This is a genomic window from Actomonas aquatica, assembly GCF_019679435.2.
GTDB classification, from domain to species: Bacteria; Verrucomicrobiota; Verrucomicrobiia; order Opitutales; family Opitutaceae; genus Actomonas; species Actomonas aquatica.
The window spans coordinates 3,603,617-3,621,412 of record NZ_CP139781.1 but is presented as its reverse complement, the minus strand read 5'-3'; the positions used below and the strand labels follow the sequence as shown (position 1 = coordinate 3,621,412).

12 protein-coding genes are annotated in these 17,796 nt (G+C 65.6%); 9 read left to right on the top strand and 3 right to left on the bottom strand.

Annotated features, from left to right (window positions below):
• The first annotated feature begins 275 nt into the window (after positions 1 to 275).
• The 5 genes from K1X11_RS14080 to K1X11_RS14060 all read left to right on the top strand — a co-directional run bounded on the left by K1X11_RS14080 (position 276) and on the right by K1X11_RS14060 (position 9,083).
• Complete coding sequence (locus tag K1X11_RS14080; RefSeq protein WP_221031450.1) at positions 276 to 3,182, top strand: TonB-dependent receptor; 2,907 nt, start codon at positions 276 to 278, stop codon at positions 3,180 to 3,182.
• 82 nt (positions 3,183 to 3,264) lie between these two features.
• Positions 3,265 to 4,332 (top strand): alkaline phosphatase, encoded by a 1,068-nt coding sequence (locus tag K1X11_RS14075; RefSeq protein ID WP_221031449.1) that lies wholly within the window; start codon positions 3,265 to 3,267, stop codon positions 4,330 to 4,332.
• Between the two features lie 141 nt (positions 4,333 to 4,473).
• Positions 4,474 to 6,054 (top strand): hypothetical protein, encoded by a 1,581-nt coding sequence (locus K1X11_RS14070; protein WP_221031448.1) that lies wholly within the window; start codon positions 4,474 to 4,476, stop codon positions 6,052 to 6,054.
• A 20-nt stretch (positions 6,055 to 6,074) separates the two neighbouring features.
• The gene (gene tsaA / locus K1X11_RS14065; protein WP_221031447.1) at positions 6,075 to 6,758 is read left to right on the top strand and encodes a tRNA (N6-threonylcarbamoyladenosine(37)-N6)-methyltransferase TrmO; all 684 of its coding nucleotides are present in this window, start codon (positions 6,075 to 6,077) and stop codon (positions 6,756 to 6,758) included.
• Positions 6,759 to 6,971: 213 nt separating this feature from the next.
• Positions 6,972 to 9,083, top strand: coding sequence for an FUSC family protein (locus K1X11_RS14060; RefSeq protein WP_221031446.1), 2,112 nt, complete (start codon positions 6,972 to 6,974; stop codon positions 9,081 to 9,083).
• 58 nt (positions 9,084 to 9,141) lie between these two features.
• Here the strand turns inward: K1X11_RS14060 and K1X11_RS14055 are convergent, their stop codons facing one another.
• The gene (locus K1X11_RS14055) at positions 9,142 to 10,983 is read right to left on the bottom strand and encodes a M61 family metallopeptidase (protein ID WP_221031445.1); all 1,842 of its coding nucleotides are present in this window, start codon (positions 10,981 to 10,983) and stop codon (positions 9,142 to 9,144) included.
• Between the two features lie 85 nt (positions 10,984 to 11,068).
• Positions 11,069 to 11,398, bottom strand: a complete 330-nt coding sequence (locus K1X11_RS14050; RefSeq protein ID WP_221031444.1) for a cupin domain-containing protein — start codon at positions 11,396 to 11,398, stop codon at positions 11,069 to 11,071.
• A gap of 78 nt (positions 11,399 to 11,476) precedes the next feature.
• Here K1X11_RS14050 and K1X11_RS14045 point away from each other — a divergent pair, with 78 nt between their 5' ends.
• From K1X11_RS14045 to K1X11_RS14035, 3 genes are all read left to right on the top strand, one after another.
• Positions 11,477 to 12,601 carry a hypothetical protein gene (locus K1X11_RS14045; protein ID WP_255599768.1) on the top strand — a complete coding sequence of 375 codons (1,125 nt, stop codon included), beginning with the start codon at positions 11,477 to 11,479 and terminating at the stop codon, positions 12,599 to 12,601.
• A gap of 112 nt (positions 12,602 to 12,713) precedes the next feature.
• Complete coding sequence (locus K1X11_RS14040; protein WP_221031443.1) at positions 12,714 to 14,384, top strand: RNA polymerase sigma factor; 1,671 nt, start codon at positions 12,714 to 12,716, stop codon at positions 14,382 to 14,384.
• Positions 14,385 to 14,516: 132 nt separating this feature from the next.
• Complete coding sequence (locus tag K1X11_RS14035) at positions 14,517 to 15,356, top strand: polysaccharide deacetylase family protein (protein WP_221031442.1); 840 nt, start codon at positions 14,517 to 14,519, stop codon at positions 15,354 to 15,356.
• Positions 15,357 to 15,394: 38 nt separating this feature from the next.
• Here the strand turns inward: K1X11_RS14035 and K1X11_RS14030 are convergent, their stop codons facing one another.
• The gene (locus tag K1X11_RS14030; RefSeq protein ID WP_221031441.1) at positions 15,395 to 15,853 is read right to left on the bottom strand and encodes a DUF1801 domain-containing protein; all 459 of its coding nucleotides are present in this window, start codon (positions 15,851 to 15,853) and stop codon (positions 15,395 to 15,397) included.
• 215 nt (positions 15,854 to 16,068) lie between these two features.
• On the opposite strand from K1X11_RS14030, the gene K1X11_RS14025 reads away from it, so the two are divergent.
• Entirely contained in the window at positions 16,069 to 17,748 is a 1,680-nt protein-coding gene (locus K1X11_RS14025) for a hypothetical protein (RefSeq protein WP_324725988.1), read from the top strand.
• Positions 17,749 to 17,796: the final 48 nt, after the last annotated feature.

Below are 17,796 nucleotides of genomic sequence, written 5' to 3'. Positions count from 1 at the left end.
CGCTGGATGGGGATTTTTCTGAAAATTAGCGTTACGCAACCGTGACGAGGTTGCCGCACGTTTGCCGTCTGGGCGCCGTAGCGTGGGGGCCTCATCCGAATTTACCGGCAACTTCTGGAGCGTGCGCTACCTGGGCGCCGTCGCCAGACCAGGGCTTAGAAGTTCGGGGATCGTTCAAGTGTGCCCTCGCTCCGGCGGGGGAGACATGTCCGTCCCTACGATTTCTGCCCAAGGGAGCGTAGGGAAAACCTAAATACAACCTACACCCACCCATCATGAAGACCCTGAGCTTCCCGTCGCGGAAGATCGCCCTTCGTCCTTTTCAGCTGTTGTGCTGTCTGGGGACCTTTGTCCTTGGACCCGTCGCGCTCCCCGCCGAGACCCTGAGCGGTCGCGTGGTCGACGCCGCCACCCTGGCGCCGTTGGAGGCGGCGGCCGTCACGCTTCCTGGCACCGAGCAGCGCACGCGCACGGATGCGCAGGGGCGTTTCCAGTTTGCCAACATCGTCCCCGGTTCGGTGCCGGTGACGATCAGCTATCTCGGGCTCGAGACCCTGCAGCGCACGGTCACGGTCGTGCCGGGAGCAGGCGCGAGCGCGGAGTTTGCGCTGGAGCGCGAAGCCCTGTGGCTCGATGCGGTGATGGTGAGTGGCTCCACCGGGGCGCAGGTGGCGGCGCTCAACCAGCAGCGTGAATCCAGCGCCATCAGCAACGTGATCTCGGCCGACCAAGCCGGGCGTTTTCCGGATGCCAATGCGGCGGAGGCCATGCGGCGCATTCCGGGCGTTTCGATTGAGCGCGAAGAGAAGGCCGGCGACGGCCGGTATGTGTCGATCCGTGGACTCGATTCGGGGCTGAATGCTTTCAGCATCAATGGCATGCGGGTGGCGCAGTCGGACGAGGAGAATCGGCGGGTCCCGCTCGATACGATTCACACTGGCGCGCTGAGCAAGATCACCGTCTACAAGTCGCTCACGCCCGATCTCGACGGCGACGGCATCGGCGGTGCGGTGGAGATGGCGACCGCCACCGCCTTCGAGCTCGGTCGGCCCGTGCGCAGCCTCACGTTGGAGGGCATCTATCAGGACTTTGCCGGTGAACTCGGTTACCTGGCTGGGGGCACCTTTGCCGACGTGTTTGGCGCGGAGGATCAGTTTGGCCTGCTGGTGTCCTTCACCATGGAAGACCGGGACACCGCCGGTTTTGTGGTAGGCAATGACGAGGAGTGGATTCCGGTCGACGAAGACAACGCGACGCAGAACGCCGCATGGCATCCCGGCGAGGAGATGGAATACAACACCTATGCCAACAACCGCGAGAAGTGGGGACTCTCCGCCGCACTCGAGTGGAAACTCAGCCCGACGACCGAGCTCTATTTCAAGGCGAGCCTCAACCAATTCACCGACACCGAACTCAACAACGGCCGCCACTTCGTGATGGACGATTTCGAGTTTGATGCGCTGCAGGATCCGGCGGTGCCGCTCTCTTACTCGACCGACAACGCGGTGCTGGCTTACGGCGAATACGAGCAAACCGAGTGGGAGTTGAGCAACTACATCGCCGGCGGCACGACCCGCCTCGGCGCGGTGCGACTCGACTACTCCGCCGCCTATTCCACCGGCCAGCAGGAAGAGCCGCGGGACTTCGAAGTGTTCTACGCGGCCGAGCTCGAAGACGCACTGGGTTGGGACTTGTCGGATCCGAATTTTCCGCGACCGATCATGACCGCGGCCGACGCCGCCCGGCTGGCCGATCCGGCCAACTACGAGTTCGACGAAGTCGACATGGACTACGACCAATCCGAAGACACCAAGTGGGCGGTGAAGCTCGATGCCACCTGGGCGGTGAACGAGACGCTCGTGCTGCAGGCCGGCGTGAAGGGCCAGTTCTCCGAGCGCGAGCTCAATGAAGCCAACCGTTTCCAAAGCGACGAAGCCCGTCATGATTCGCTCGCGACCAGCGGCCTGTTGGGCGGCGACAGCAGCTTCGGCGACATCGGTCAGTCGCTCGTTATTCTCGGCTACGATGCCGGCGCGCTCGACCAGTTGTTTGTGAACCGCAACAACCTGTTCGAAGACACCACGGATCCGATCCCCGACGAGGACAGTTACGTGGCGAATGAAGACATCTACGCCGGCTACCTCATGGGCACCTGGAACCTCGGTCGCTGGGAGATCGTTGGCGGGGCGCGCGTCGAATACACCGAGGTTGAGACCCACAACCAGGAGCTCGTCGTCATCGTCGATGAAGACGATCCGGCTTACGGTGAGGACCAGCCGGGCTGGAACCCCTACGAGGAGGAAAACTACCTGCTCGCGCCGCTCAGCTCGCGTTCGACCTACACCGAAGTCCTGCCGCGCCTGCAGGTGAATTACCGGGCGTCCGATCGTCTGGTGTATCGCGCAGCGGCCTTCACCTCGCTGGCGCGGCCGGAGTTTCAGTTCATCTCCGGCGCGACCGAGGCGGAGCGCGACGGCGGGGAATATGAAGTCTCGCTGGGCAACCCCGACCTCGAAGCCGCCTATGCCTGGAACTTCGATCTGGGCGTCGAGTATTACCTCGATGGCATCGGGCTTGTGAGCGTGAACGGCTTCTTCAAGTCGATCGACGGCTTCATCTTCAACGACGCCGCGCCGGAGAACGAATACGACGGTCAATTCCTCGGTTCGCCCGCCACCTTCGAGCAACCGGTCAATGGCAACACCGCCAAGATCCACGGTATCGAGTTCAACTACGTGACGCGCTTCACGTCGCTGCCGGGCGTGATGTCGGGCCTCGGTTTCTACGGCAACCTTACCCTGCAGGACAGCGAAGCCGACACCGGTCTCGACGACGCCAACCTCACCGATGTGCCGTTCTTCAACGCCCCCGACTACGTGGGCACGGTCGCGCTCACCTACGACCGTTCCGGCTGGGACTGCTCGCTGTCCTACTCCTTCCGCGACGGTTACCTCGACGAGCTCATGGATGGCATCAACATCTACGCGCAGCCCTACGAGAGCCTCGATCTGCAGCTCGCCTACACCTGGAACCAGGTGACCTTCTCCGTCAAAGTGCAGGACCTGCTCGACAGCGGCGATTCGCCGATCCGCACCCTCACGCGCGGCGACTCGCGCCGCTTCCTTAATGAGAACTCCTGGAATGGCCGCACCGTGCGCTTCGGCACGTCCTGGTCGTTCTGAGCTTCGCCCTTCGGCCGGCGTCGTCCTGGGCGGCGCCGGCCACTGTATTCAAAAATAAACGACAACTGACCCTCGTCCGCCCATGCGCCCGTCGCTCTCCCTGTGCTTTGCCTTCCTGCTGTGCTGTTCCGTTGCCACGGCGGCCTCTCCCCGCAACCTCATCCTCGTGATAGGCGATGGCATGGGGTGGGACCATCTCGTCGCGGGTCGCCTGCGGCAGGGAGACGTGGAGACACCGCTGGTCATGGAGCGACTGCCGGTGGGCGGACACCTGAGCACGGCGGCAGCGGGGTCGCATCGCATCACCGATTCGGCGGCGTCGGCCACCGCCATGTCCACCGGCTTCAAAACGAGCAACGGTCGTGTCGGCACGCTGTCGGATGGCCGGGCGGTGCCGACCTTGTTTGAGACGCTGCGGGCCCGCGGCTGGAGTCTGGGCATCGTGACCGATGGTGATCTGAACGGTGCGACTGCCGGTGCGTTCACCGCGCATGTCGACAGTCGTGATGCAAAGGCGGCCATCGCCGCACAGATGCTCGCCCTCGCGCCCGACGTGATGGTCGGCACCACGGCCGAGTTTCCGTTGGACGGAGCCACCGCGGCCGGCGTGGAAGTGCGGCAGGACCGGCCCCTGGCGGCGCTCGATCTGCCGGGGGGGGCGGCGTCGGTATTAATTGGATACACCGCCATGATCGACGAAGCGGCGTCGCTGGAGCAACGCATGAATGTGGCAGGACTCGCGGCGCCGACCCTGGCGGAGGCGACGGATTTTGCCCTCGGACGACTGGCGGCGCGGAAACGTCCGTTCATGCTGTTGCTGGAGAACGATTGGATCGACAGCTGGAGCCACGAAAACGACTTCGAGTTGCTGGCCGACAGCGTGAGCGCGTTGGACGCGGCCGTCGCGGTGGCCCTAGCTTTTGCGCAGGCGGATGGAGAGACCCTTGTGGTGGTGACGGCCGACCATGAATGTGGCGGCCTCACGCTGCCGGAAGATGCGCATGGCGCGATCGTGGCGCATTTCTCCACCGAAAAACACACGGCTGCGACCGTGCCGCTCTTTGCCTTCGGTCCGGGAGCGGAACGTTTTGCGGGCGCCCACGACAATACCGCGATCCGTCGCCTGTTGCTCGAGCTGGTGCAGGACTGAGTCCGACGGGCGACGGTCGAGAGAAGGGGCCCGAGTGGCGACTGGAACTGAAAGCAGGTCGCTGGTCGGGACGGGGAAGGTTAATTTTGGCGTGGGCTGGGTATTGCCAGCGGGTGGCGGGCTTGGCTGAGTGGGCGGCGTATGTCGTTTACCTCTGTTGTTGTCAGGGGCGCCGCACTGGCCGCGTGCTGCCTCATCCCTCTCAACGCTCCTGCGCAGACTCCGCAGTCCGAAACCACCGACGCCGCCTCGGCGGCTGAAGCGTCCGCGACCACGGTGACCGGTCGCCAGCGCTCGCCGCATTTTGATGCGGTCAACCCACACCTCGACTTGGGCGGGGAGTTTTATCTCTACGCCGATTTTGAAGGCGATGTGGCGGATGCCGCTGACATGCTCACGCAGCTGTATGGCTCCATGCCGATCGAGGGCACGCCGCCGCAGGCGATGATGTTGCGGCAGGACTACGCGATGCTGGCCGAGTTGATGGGGCTGAGTGACGCTAAGGCGCTGGGCATGAGTTCCGTGGTGACGGGCGAGGAGCGTTTTGAGAATCGCGCCTACCTGCATTTCGGCGGGCCGCGCGTCGGGCTGGCGGCGATGTGGGGCAGTGAGCCGGAGGTGCTTTCGGCCACCAAGATCGCGCCCGACGACGTCGTTTTGTTTTCCACCGGCACCTTTGATGGTCGGGAGCTTTATCGCACCATTAAGAACATCGTGGAGCGGGTCGCCGGACCGGATGCGGTGACGGCGATGGAGACGGCACTGAGCCAAAAGGCGCCGCCGCTGCAGGTCTCGGCGTTGGAGCTGATCGAGCATCTCCATGGGGAGATGACCTTTTTTGGCTCGATGGATCAGACGCGCATGTTGCAGCTCGATCCGCAGGTGGCGATTCCGCGGCCGGAGTTGGTGCTGCGTTATGAAAACATGGGGCGTCTGCTTAACGCCGAGTTGGTCGATTGGGCGGCGCTGCCGATGGTGAGCTTCACCGAAAACAACGGCATGACGATGGTGGAGTGGAAGGCCGCGCTGCCGCCGCCGTGGTCGGACTTCGCGCCGGTGTTGGCGAGTGACGGCAAGCACCTCTACCTCACCAGCGACAAGGCTTACCTGCAGCGTTGCCTGAGCCTGACGTCCGGTCGGCTGGCAGATGCGCCGGCCTTGCAGGCGGCGTTGGCGCCGTTTGATGGCAAGGCCAATGGCATCGTCTGGGTGTCTCCCGAAGTGACGGAGCTCTGGACGCGTTTTCTGGAGGGCACGATGGCTTCGGTGCCGGATCCGCAGGCGCTCTCGGCGGTGTTGGAAATGGTTCCGACTTTCGACGAGCCCTTGATCGGTCTGCGCGAGAATCTGCCCGAGGGTATTCTCTGGGTCTCGCAGATGCCGTTCTCGCACAAGCGCACTCTGGTGACGGCTTCGATCTACAATCCGGTGACGATTGGCCTCATGGCTTCGATGGCGATTCCGGCGTTCCAGAAGGTGCGCTCCACCTCGCAGGAAAAGGCGGTGCTCAACAACCTGCGCCAACTCGGAGCGGCGGCGGACATGCACTTCCTCGAGACCGGGGAGAGTGAATGCACCGTGGCGGATTTGGTGGGGCCCGACCGCTACATTCGCGAACTGCAATCGGTTGCCGGTGAAGACTACAGCACGATGGTGCTGCGTCAGGGCGAGGTCTTGTCGGTCACGCTGCCGGATGGTCGTGTAGTCGAATACCAACCCTGAGGTCAGGTAGCTCCGCCGCCATGACGCCTGTTGCTCACTTACGCACGCCCTTTGCCGAGAAGTTTGGCGTGCCGCGGCAGTCGGGCATCATCGGCGCGGCGGAAGGGCGGGTGGAGTTTTTGCCCGCCTTTGCCTCGCCTGATTTTGTGCGCGGGTTGGAGGCGTTTTCGCACGTGTGGCTCATCACCGGTTTTCACAAAAACCCGGCTTGGGATGGCGCTGCGACGGTGCGGCCGCCGCGCTTGGGTGGCAATGAGCGCGTGGGGGTGTTCGCGTCGCGGGCACCGTTGCGGCCCAACGGGCTCGGCCTGTCCTTGGTCGAGCTGCGCGCGATCGAGCCCGGCGCGCTGCGGGTGGGGGGCATTGACTGCGTGGACGGCACGCCCGTTTACGACATCAAACCCTACCTGCCCTGGTGCGAAGCCAAACCCGAAGCCCGTGCGGACTGGGCGGGCTCGGCGCCCAACGTGCGCACGCCGGACGCGGTGCGTTTGAGTGAAGACGTGGCGGCGGTCTTGCCGGCCGCGGTGGCGACGCTCGCGCGCCAGGTGCTCACGCTGGACCTGCAGCCGGCTTATCAAAAAGGTCCTGCGGCCACCGAGCGCACCTACGGCGTGACCCTGGCCGGCTGGAACCTGCGCTGGCACCCGACGCCCGACAACGGCATCGAAGTCTTCGCAGCGGAGGCGGTGGAGACGGCTTAGCCGGCACGATATGGAAGGTAAACCGCGAAGGTCGCGAAGGGCCGCGAAGAACAGAAATCGCTTGGCAGTTCGCCGAAAATGGATGGCTGTGCGGAACTCCACGTGGTGGGCGTGCACCGGACGATGAAATCAATCTTCCGTTCCTGACCACCGGCGTGTTGCGGGCGGGTGGTCGTGGCGGTTTGGTGGGGGGAGATGACGCGATTGGGTGTAGTGAATCCTCGTTGGTGGGGAGCGTGGTTGGCCGAGGACCGGAAGTCCGATCGGGCGATTTCGGCGCGGGCGACGGCGGGGTTTTTGATTCCGATGCTGCTGCACATGGCGGTGGGGCTGCCGGCGTCGGTGGCGGTGGCGGCGATCGCGGCGCACAATCTGGCGATGATGGACGTGCGCGGGGACTACCGGCTGCGCGTGATGTTGTTGGTGGGCATGGCGGCGTTGTTGGCGTCGGCCGGGGCGCTGGGGGTCTTGGCGGCGACGAGTGTGGTGGCGGCGGTGGCCGCGACGGCGTTTGTGGCGGCGGCGGCGGCCATCTGGCGCCATGTGGGCAGTGACTACGGGCTGTCGCTTTCGACGTCTTCGATGCTGCTGTTTTTGGTGAGTCTCGATCATACGGCGCGCGGGGTGGCGGTGAGTTCGCCGGTGTGGGGGATCCTGGCCGGGGCGGGCGTGGGCTTGCTGTTGCAGACGGCGATGTGGCCGCTGCGCGCGCAGCATCCGTTGCGGCGCGCGGTGAGTGATTCGTGGATCGCGTTGTCGGGGGTGTGTGATGCGTTGCAGGCGGGGCGGCCGGCGGGGTCGTTGGATACGGCGGAGGGGGTGTTGCGCACGACCTTGGACAAGACGGCGAAGCAGTTGAGCGGGGCGGTGCGGCATCGGCGCAACGGGTTGGCGGAGCGGCTGGAAACGCTTAGCGTGCGGGCGGCGCGGCTGGGGGTGCGGGTGGTGGCGGTGCACACGGCGCTCGATGGGTTGGGTGAGGGGGCGCTGCGGCAGCGGGTGGAGCCGTCGTTGGCGGCGGTGCGCACGAGTTTGACCAACAGTGCGCGCAGCATCGCGGTGGCGGTGGTTTCGCAACAGCCGGCTCACCTGGCGACCTGTGAGGTGCGGCTGCGGCGTCTTAATGGTCTGTTGGAATCGGTGCGGGCGCGCCTGTTGGCGCATCCGGAAGACGCGGGTGCGGAGATGCTGGCGGAGCTGGTGGAGCGGGTGCGGGAGGCGTTGCCGGAAGTGTTGGAGGCCTTGCGGGCGACGATGCCACGTGCGGGTGAGCGGGCGCTGTTTGCGGCGGAGTTGTTCGATGTGCAGACGTGGCAACTGAAGCCGCTGGCGACGGCGCTGAACCTGCGGCGCAACATCGATCCGGCGCTGGTGCGGTTTGGCGCGCGTTTGGCGGTGATGGCGGGATTTGGGGCGTGGTTGTATCGCGGCCTGGGCGTGCCGCACGGCTATTGGATTCCGTTCACGCTGGTGGTGGTGATGCAGCCGGACTACGGGTCGACGCGGCGGCGGGCCTGGCAACGTGTGGCGGGCACGCTGGCCGGCAGTCTGGCGGCGTCGTTGTTGATGATGATGGAGCCGGGGAGCGCGATGCGGTTGGTTTGGATCGCGATCGGGGTCTTTGCCTTTTCCTTCAATCTGAAGCGCAACGTGTCGCTGGCGGGTTTTGGCGCGGCGTTTTTTGTGGTGATCCTGCTGCAACACTCGGGCGAGGGGGGCGCGACGCTGGCGTTGGAGCGCGTCGGCGCGACCTTGGTGGGTGGCGTGCTGTCCTTTGTGGGCGCGATGATTTTCTGGCCGGTGTGGGAGCACGACCGTTTTGGCGCGGTATTAAAAAACTCCCTACAGGCGACGGCGGACTATCTGCGGCGGCTGGAGTTTAAGCTGCGCGAGGGCGGCGCGTTGGACGATGAGACGGTGTTGGCCAAGCGCCGGGCGGAGGCGGCGAGCGCGGCGGTGTTTTCATCGGTCGGGCGCCTGTTTGCCGATGCGCACAATCCGCGGGAGCAGATCGAGCGCGCCGCGACGTTGGCCAACGGCAATCAGCGCGTGCTGCGCTTGGCCAACCTCATCATGGTGGGTTTGCACGAAGGGCCCGGTCGTTTGTCGGCGGATGAGGCGCGCTACTTTGCGGTGATGACGGAGGCGTTGGCGCACCTCGCGGCGCAGGCGGATATCACGGCGGCGTCGGCGTGTGATCCGGGCTTGGAGAGCTGCACGGCCGCGCTCGATACGCTACCGTCGCTCGATACGACACAGCATGCGGCGGCGATGCACCTGGCGCGCATCGCGACCGAAGTGCGTGCGATGTTGGCTGGGAGTTAGAGGGCGGGGGGGGGACCGCCCGAGCGACAGGCGCGGCGGTCGGCCCGGCGGTCCGACCCTACCTTTGACCGTCGTCGGTTTGCAGCCACTTGGCCACGCGAGCTTTTTGGGCATCGGTGGCGTCGGAGCGGACCTTGAGTTGCCAGGTTTCGGTGGGCTCGGCGGCGAGGGTGGCCGGGAGAGTGAGGAGCAGGCCCTGGCGTGAGACGAGCAGGTCGATCGCGGTGTCGGCACCGAGGTTGCGCACGACTTTGTTGAGGGTGCCGTTGTCACCCACGCGGTGGTGATCGATGGCGATGAGTTCGTCGTCGACGGCGAGGCCGGCGGCGGCGGCGGGGGTGCCGTCGGGCACGGCGCTGACGACGAGTTTGCCGCCGTCGGATTTGGTGTTGGCGCCGAGCCAACCGCGCACGCGGTCGACGGGTTCATCGGCCACGGGGTAGGCATCGTCGGAGGGCGGCGGACGCGGCGCTTCGAATTCGAGGCCGAACCAGTCGAGGGCGGGTTGGTAATCAAACTCGCCCGGGTGATGCACGAGTTCGTCGAACCAGGCGGTGAGGTCGGCGCCGGCGATTTCGCCAGCGAGCGCGATGAACTCGGCTTCGCTGTAACCGTGCTCGCCGCTGTAGCGTTCGTAGGCGGCCTGCATGACGTCATCGAGGGAGGCCTGGCCGTTGCTCACGATCTGGATCTGCGCGTCGATGATGAAGCCGGCGACGGCGCCGCCGCCGTAGTAGCTGAAGAGGGTGTTGAGGGAATTTTCGTCGCGGCGGTAGGCCTTGATCCAGGCATCGAAGGAGGAGTCGCTGAGCGATTGCACGAGGCGGCCGGGAGTGCGTTGGGTGCCGGCGATGGAGCCGCTGAGGGCGCGCAGGTATTGGGCCGGGGTGTTGTAGCCGCCGCGGGTGAGGAGGAGGTGTTGGTAGTAGCTGGTGAGGCCTTCGACGATCCAGAGGGAGGGCGTGTAGTTTTCGTGTTCGTAGTCGAAGGGGCCGAGCTCGACCGGGCGGAGGCGTTTGCCGTTCCAGGCGTGGAAAAACTCGTGGCTGACGAGGGACAGCCATGATTTGATGCCGCCGCGGGTGGAGGCATACCAGCGGTCGGCGGTCATGGTGAAGGACTGGCGGTGCTCGAGGCCGCCGCGGTCGCCGGTGAGGAGATTGAAGACGGTGTAGGGCTCGTCGTAGGGGAGGAAGCCCCAGAAATCGCGTTGGATCTCGACGACCTTCTGCAGGTTGCGGGCAGCGCGGGTGTTGTCCCAGACGTCACCGCCACCGATGGTGACGAGGCGATGGAGGACGCCGTCGACTTCGAAGGTGTCGACCTGCGGAGAGCCGGCGATGAGGGGGCTGTCGACGAGGGTGTCGAAGTCGGGGGCGGTGAAGGTGTTGGCCGCGTCGGTATAGGTCATGGCGCTTTCGCTGCGGACCCAGCCCTCGGGGAGCTCGACGCTGACGGTGTAGGGGCGTTGAAAATCGTCGGCGACGGTGAGGTAGGTGGGGGCGCCGTTGATGACGGCGAAGTCGCGCTCGACCCAGTTGCTGCGCACGTTGATTTCACGGCAGAAGAGGCGGTAGGCGACGGTGATGGCGTCGGCGCCGGCGGTGGTGATCTGCCAGCGGTTCTTGCTGGTCTTCTCAACGGTGAGCGGTGTGCCGGCGGCGTCGGTGGCGGTGACGTCGATGATGTTGCGCGAGTATTCGCGAATCAAATACGAGCCCGGCGTCCAGGTGGGCATGAAGAGGGTGAGTTCGGCGGCGCCGTCGGTGGGGATGACAGCTTCGACATCGGCGTAGTGCCGGGCCGCGGCGGGGAAGCTCAGAGTGTAGGCGATGGGTTCGCGGGCGGCGGTGAGCAGCGGGACGAACAGGGCGAGGACCAGACAGCAGCGACGTAACATGACCGGCCAGCCAAGGTGCCGGGGACGCCCGCGGCAAAATGAACATTCATGAAAATGAGCGCGGGCGCGGCGCCGCGGCGCGGAATCAGTTGCCGAGGAAGTCGGCGCGCAGGGGGGTGAAGGCGTCGATGATGGTGCCGTCTTCGAGGGCGCGCACGCCGTGGGGTTGGTTGAGGGCGGCGTGGTAGCTGTCGCCGGGGCCGAGCACGCGGGTGTCGTTGCCGACGGTGACCTCGAAGCGGCCGCTGGTGATGAGGCCGACCTGCTCGTGTTCGGCGTGGCTGTGCAGGGCGCCGATGCCGCCGGCGGCGAAGCTAAACTCCACCAGCATGAGGGTGTCGCCGGATTGGAGGACGCGGCGGGCGACCTTGTCGTCGAGTTGCTGCCAGGGAACGGTGGAGGCGGGGGTGATCATGGGGGGCACGATTTCGGTTTGCGGGGGGCGGTGCAAGTCAGGCTCGCGCCGGGCGGGCGGTGCGTTATGTCGGAGGGCATGGCATGGCGAATCGACGAAGCAGTGGTGCGGGGCGAGATCGATAATCGCGAGCGGGACCGGGTGGTGGGGCGGATCTGGTTTGTGGGGCGCGACGAGCCGGTGGAGTTGGCGCTCAAGGGCAACCCGTGGCGGGACATCGCGGGGCGGCGGTTGGTGTTCATCAACCCGGAGCCGAGCGAGTCGGGCGGGATTGAGATCGCGACGCGGCAGGAGGGCGTGGTGGGCGACATCACGGCGTCGCGCAAAGTGAAGGTGCCGGACATTCCGATCAGCCAGATCGGGGAGTATTACGCGGCGAAGAAGGAGTGGACCTGGCACTGGGGCAACGCGCTCTACCTGGAATGGATCAGCGAGGCGAACGGGCGGGTGGTGATCGAGACGGCGAGCTTTGAACTGCGGGTGGAGGGCGAGGGGGCGTGGGAGATGAGCGCGGCGGAGGAGGTCGCGCAGCGGGAAGCGAATCAGCGGGCGATTCAGGCGTTTTTTGATGACCTGATCGGGGTGGAGGAAGACGACGAAGAGTCGGGCGAAGAGGTGGCGTTCGAGGCGAATTGGGAGGTGGAGACGGCGGGCGAGGAGGACGAGGGGGAGGACATGCGATCCGTGGACGAGATGCTCGAAGGCGCTGATGCGGACGAGGAGGACGAGTGGGATGACTTTGAGCACCCGCTGGTGACGCGAGCCGTGGAGCTTTCGGATGGGTTGGTGTCGTTGGTGACGGTGGAGGATGACGTTGAGCCGGGTCCCGACGTGGCGTATCCGGAGCGGGATTTGTTGGAGGCCGTCGCGGCCCTGGGTCCGATACTCGCGGAGGCGTTGAACGGACTGGTCTGGCCTCCTCCGGCGCAGGCGAGTGCGCGCATCCTCCAGCGGTTGCGGCAGGCGAGCGGCTACGCGGAAGACGCGTTGGCGGCGCTCGAGGATTGTGTGGAGGACCAGTCGCTCGAGTTGGACATTTTGGGTTCTACGGCGGTGGAGCTGGCGGACATCGCCGAAGAGATCTCGGACCTGATCACCGAGCTGCGGGAGCGGCTCGAGGGGAAGCCGGGGGCGGCGGAGCAGGGGAGCGACGACCCGGATGAGTTCGACGATACCGAATGGGATGACGATGTGCCGTTTTGAGGTGGGCAGAGGGCAGTGCCGACGGTCGCGCGGGGGCGGCGAATTTTTTTGGCGAAGTTTTTGTCACCCGGGTCGGCCGGGGTGGCACTTATAGGTGTAACCGATAACAAAGATGCCGCCGCCTGACCCCATTTCCGACCCCTCCCTCATCAGCGACGAAGCGCTGGTGGCCGCCTGTCTGGCGGGAGAGCGCGACGCCTTCGCCACCATCGTGGAGCGTTACCAGCGTCTGCTCTGTTCGCTGGCCTACTCGGCCACCGGGCGCCTGAGCGAAAGCGAGGACCTGGCGCAGGAAGCGTTCGTGGAAGCCTGGCACCAGCTACCGAAGCTGAGTGAGCCGGGGAAACTGCGTTCGTGGCTGTGTGGCATCCTGCGGTTCAAGGTCAGTCGCCGACGCCGCGCGGATGATCGTCAACCTGTGCACGGAGCGGCGCCGATTGAGGAGATACCCGAAATGGAAACCGATGATGAGCCGGCGGCCGAGCGAGTGATGCGCGCCGAGGACCAGGCTTTGTTGTGGCAGGCGCTGGAGCGCGTGCCCGAAAACTACCGCACGCCGTTGGTGTTGTTCTATCGCGAACATCGCTCGATCGAGCATGTGGCGGTGGCGCTGGACCTGAGCGAGGACGCGGTGAAACAACGCCTCTCGCGTGGCCGCAAGCTGCTGCAGGAGCGCATGCTGAGTTTTGTCGAAGGGGCGCTCTCGCGCAGTGCGCCGACCAAGGTATTTACGCTGGGCGTGCTGGCTGCGCTGCCGGAGTGGGCGACGCCCGCGCAGGCGGCGGTCGCGGCTTCGGGGGCGGGGGCCGGCGTGTCGGGCTCGGCGGCCGCGTCGGCGGCGCAGGGAGGGGCCTTGGCCAAAACGACGGCGGCGGCGGGCGCGTTGGCGTCATTGGCCGGATTTGTGAGCGCGGGCCTCGGGTTGCGGGCGAGTCTCGATCAGGCGCGCACGGGCAACGAGCGGCGGCAGGCGATCGTGATGTCGGTCGTGTTTGTGGGCGTGTTGCTGGCCGGCCTGGGCGTGCTCTACGGGCTGCGGGCCGGGGCGTTGGCGGCGTTGGCGGAGGAGTCGCGCTTCGCGTGGATGGTGGCGGCGCAGATCGTCGTCGCGGCGATCGTGGTGCTGTATCCGCTCGGGCTGAGTCGGTCGTTGCGGGCGGAGCGGCGTTTGCGCACGGCGGAGCGTTTACGGGACCCGGCGGCGTTTGCGCAGGCGCGGGACCGGGCGGGCGCGGCGACGGGTTCGTATCGCAGTCGGCTGACGCTGGCGGGCGTGCCGTTGGTGCATTTTCGTTTTGCGAAGGCCGAGGAAGGCGACGGGCCGGTGGTCGGCTGGATCGCGGGCGGCGATCGCGCCTACGGGTTGTTGTTTGCCTGGGGCGGTGTGGCGGTGGCGCCGGTGAGTGTGGGCATCGTGTCCGGTGGGCTGCTCACGATCGGGGCGGTGAGTTTTGGCGCGGTGTCGGTGGGCACGATGGCGGTTGGTGGTCTGGCACTGGGTTGCGCGGCGATCGGACTGCGGGCGCTGGGGTGGTTGTCAGCGCTGGGCTGGCACGGCGCGCAGAGCGGCGGTTTTGCGGTGGCAGAGGTGGCTGCGCAGGGCCGGGTGGCTTGGGCCGAGCACCACAATGACGCGACGGCGCACGTGTTGCTGAATGGCGAAAGCGGCGGCGGCGTCGATGGCATGGTGCTGGCGCTGCTGGCGATCGCCACGGTGCTCACGCTGGTGCCGGTGGTGTATTACGCGCGCGGCGTGCGGCAGCGGTTTGGCAAGTCGGAGTAGGCGGCGGGTTTGGCTGTGTCTGGGGGGGGGGAGCCGAGACGCAGGCGAACGGCAACTGGGGCGGCGGAGGATTTTGCCTTGGGCGAGGGCGGGTCGGCGGTGCATGGTGTCGGCTCGCAACCCCTTCCTGCCATGACCCGATTCCGCCATCTGTTGCTCGCCCTCACTGTTGTTGCCCTCGCTCGGGCTGAGTCCGTCGAGGAGGCGGTTGCGCCGGAGGGGTTTCACTGGCCGCACGGTGCGCAGGCAGCGGTGTGTCTGACCTACGATGATTCGCTCGCGTCACAGCTCGACGTAGCGTTTCCGCAGCTGGAGGCGATGGGGTTGAAGGGCACGTTTTTTCTGATGGGCAACGGTGGCACCATGGTGGACCGGGTGGAGGATTGGCGGGCAGTGGCGGCGGCCGGGCATGAGTTGGGCAGCCACTCGCTGTTTCATCCCTGTCGGCGCGGCCTGCCGAATCGCGACTGGGTGAGCGTCACGCACGACCTCGACGTCTACACGCTCGATCGGCTGGAGAAGGAGTTGCTCATCACCGACACGCTGTTGCATGCGATCGATGGCGAGACCGAGCGCACCTTCGCCTACCCGTGCGGCGAGACGGTGGTGGAGCATGGCGAGGTGTCGTTTCTGCCGGTGACGCGGAAGCTGTTCATCGCCTCGCGCGGGGTGGACCCGACCATCATGGCGCCGCGCGACCTGAAGTTCAGCAACACGCCGGCATTCGATCCCTCGCACGGCGACCTGCAGGCGACCATCGATTATCTCGAGGCCTGTGCGGAGGCGGGCACCGTGGCGGTGTTTCTCATGCACGGCGTGGAAGGGGATTACCTCGAAACGCCAGAGGGGTTGCACCAGCAGATTCTCGATTACCTGGTGGCCCACAAAGACCGGTTCTGGGTCGATACCTTCAAGAACGTGATGACGCACGCGCAGGGCGAGTTCGAGCGCCTCGGCTGGCCGGTGGAGTGAGGTGCGGGGCGGAGTGAGGTGTGGGGCGAGGGCGCGCGTTAAGAGCGTCGGGCCTGCCGGATGCGTTCGCCGATGGGCGGGCGAGGGGCACGTTTACGAGTGTGGTAAGTAAGCGCCAACGTGATGGCGGTGCGCAGCGCGGTCGTCGGCAAGGGCTGTGCGATGGGCAGGAGGATGGCGCGGTTGCCTTCGTAGTGTAGGGCGGGACCCAAGGTTTCGCGCAGCGTGGCGATGAGATGAGTTTGGCAATGCACCAACAGCGCGCAGTGCGCCGGGTGGTCGGCGGGGGCGTCGAGCCGCAGCGTGGTGCCGCTGCGGGATTGTTCGGTGAGGTAGCTCGGCTGGTCCCACTTTAAGGTTTCGGTGAGCGGACCGATGTCGGGATGATCGCGGGCCGTGGCGAAGATCAACTCACGCAGCTCGAGCAGAACGGACCGGGCAGGCTCGGGGTAGGTTGAGAGTTTGGCGGCGACCGCGGGGGAAGCAAATGGGGTCATGACGAGGTCGGGTGGGGCGGCGGTCGGGACTTTGACGCATGCGGGGCCAGTTCAGCAAGGCAAGGGCGTAGCGGAGCGCGCGGCTCCCCAGGACGCGACCGCAAGGATATAAGATTGACCCCTTATGCGGGGACGCAACCGCTTGAATAGTGCGGCCTGCTGAGAATCCCAGGTTGCGAAGAGAGGGGCAGGTTTGAGATTTTCCGGGGATGCGCGTGGTTTACCCCAATTGGAGACTTGGACCGAAAGTAAACCAATGGCTGGTGATGCTGTTGCTTTGTTTGGGAACCGGATTGCGGTCGCCGGCCGAACTGGTGGTGCTGGTGCCCTGGTCCACCGGCATGATCTACGAAGGGGTTCCGTATCGCTACAGCCAGTTCCGCCACGCTGTGCAGGCGGGCAAGGACTACTACGACATTCGGTGCTCACTGCGGCTTAGTCAGCTGCCCGATTCAACGGGCGGGAACCAGAGATTCACCGTTTTCCTTGATACGCCGGTGGTCCAGTCGATCCGTTTCTCTCGCCGCGATGGCGCTCTGCAGATGCGGGTTTTTGTTCCCAATGGCTACGGATACGGCAGCTATGGTGGCAACTACGAGACGCTCCCCGGAGGAGATCAGTTCAACCTGCGCATCGAGGCGGACAATGCCCACGAAGTGTGGCGTATCTGGATCGATGATACGCTGGTGCACGAGGGGCCCTACCAGCCGAGCAGCGGCGACATTCAGTATCTGCGATTTAGTCTGGGCGGCACCGGCACGGAAACGGTCGCGCCGTATGCGGCGACGGTGGGCGCGATCGAGGTTTTCGGCTTCAATCCACCCGCGGGAGGCGATGCGATCGAGGCGGACGCGCCGGTCGCATGGGTGGGGGAAGAGCTGCGCATCGCGCCTTCATCTCCGTTAACGGGGGACGATTTGGAGTATCGATGGTTCCACAATGGCGTCGTCATTGAGGACGCGGATGGCCCAGAGCTGATGTTACCCGTGGTATCCCAATCGACGGCGGGCGAGTATGTGCTCACGGTCTCCAATCCCATTGGCTCGCTGCGGTTTTCAACTGAGGTCGACGTCGTCGAGCGCACCCGACTCCGCAATCTGTCGACCCGGGCACGGATCGCGGGAGAGTCGCAAACCATGGTGGTGGGTTTTGTGACGCGCCATCAAGGCGAGCGTGAATTTCTGCTGCGTGGCGCGGGCCCGTCGCTGCACGCGTTTGGCGTGGGAGACGCTGTTGCCGACCCGCGGGCCCGATTGATTCATCTCGGCGAGGAACTGGCGGCCAACGACAATTGGGAAGACACCGGGGCGGGGGTGGTGGGCGATGAGTTTGCCCGGGTGGGTGCCTTCGGGTTTGGTGCAGGCGAACGCGACACCGCGTTGCGCGCTGCGGTCGTGGATGGTGCATATTCGTTGGTGATCAGTGGCGCGCAGGCTTCGGCGGGCACCGCGTTGGGCGAAATCTACGAACTCTATGATGACGGCGGACACCTGGGCGGATTGGTCAATCTGTCGACGCGGGCCGAAGTCGGCCAAGGACGTCCGATCGTGCTGGGCTTTGTGGTTGCCGGGGTCGAACCGGCGCACCTCCTGCTGCGGGCAGTGGGACCTGGATTGGAGGAATTTGGACTGACCGGCGTGGTGACGCGCCCGCGCATGACCGTGTTCAACCAATCCCAGGAAATCGTTGCGACGGGCACGGCGTGGGGCGGCGATGCGGCGATGACCGAGGCGGCAAAGCGAGTTGGTGCCTTCGCGCTGGATTCCGAGAGTGCAGATGCGGCGATGTTGCTGACGCTCGGGGCGGGAGCCTACACCGTTTGGATCGAAGCGGAGGATCCAACCGATGTGGGAACAGCGCTCGGTGAAATCTACCTCCTGCAAACGGAGCCTTAGGACGAAGGGGGCGGGGTAGGTGGACCCGGTGCGCGAATGGGCGCGACC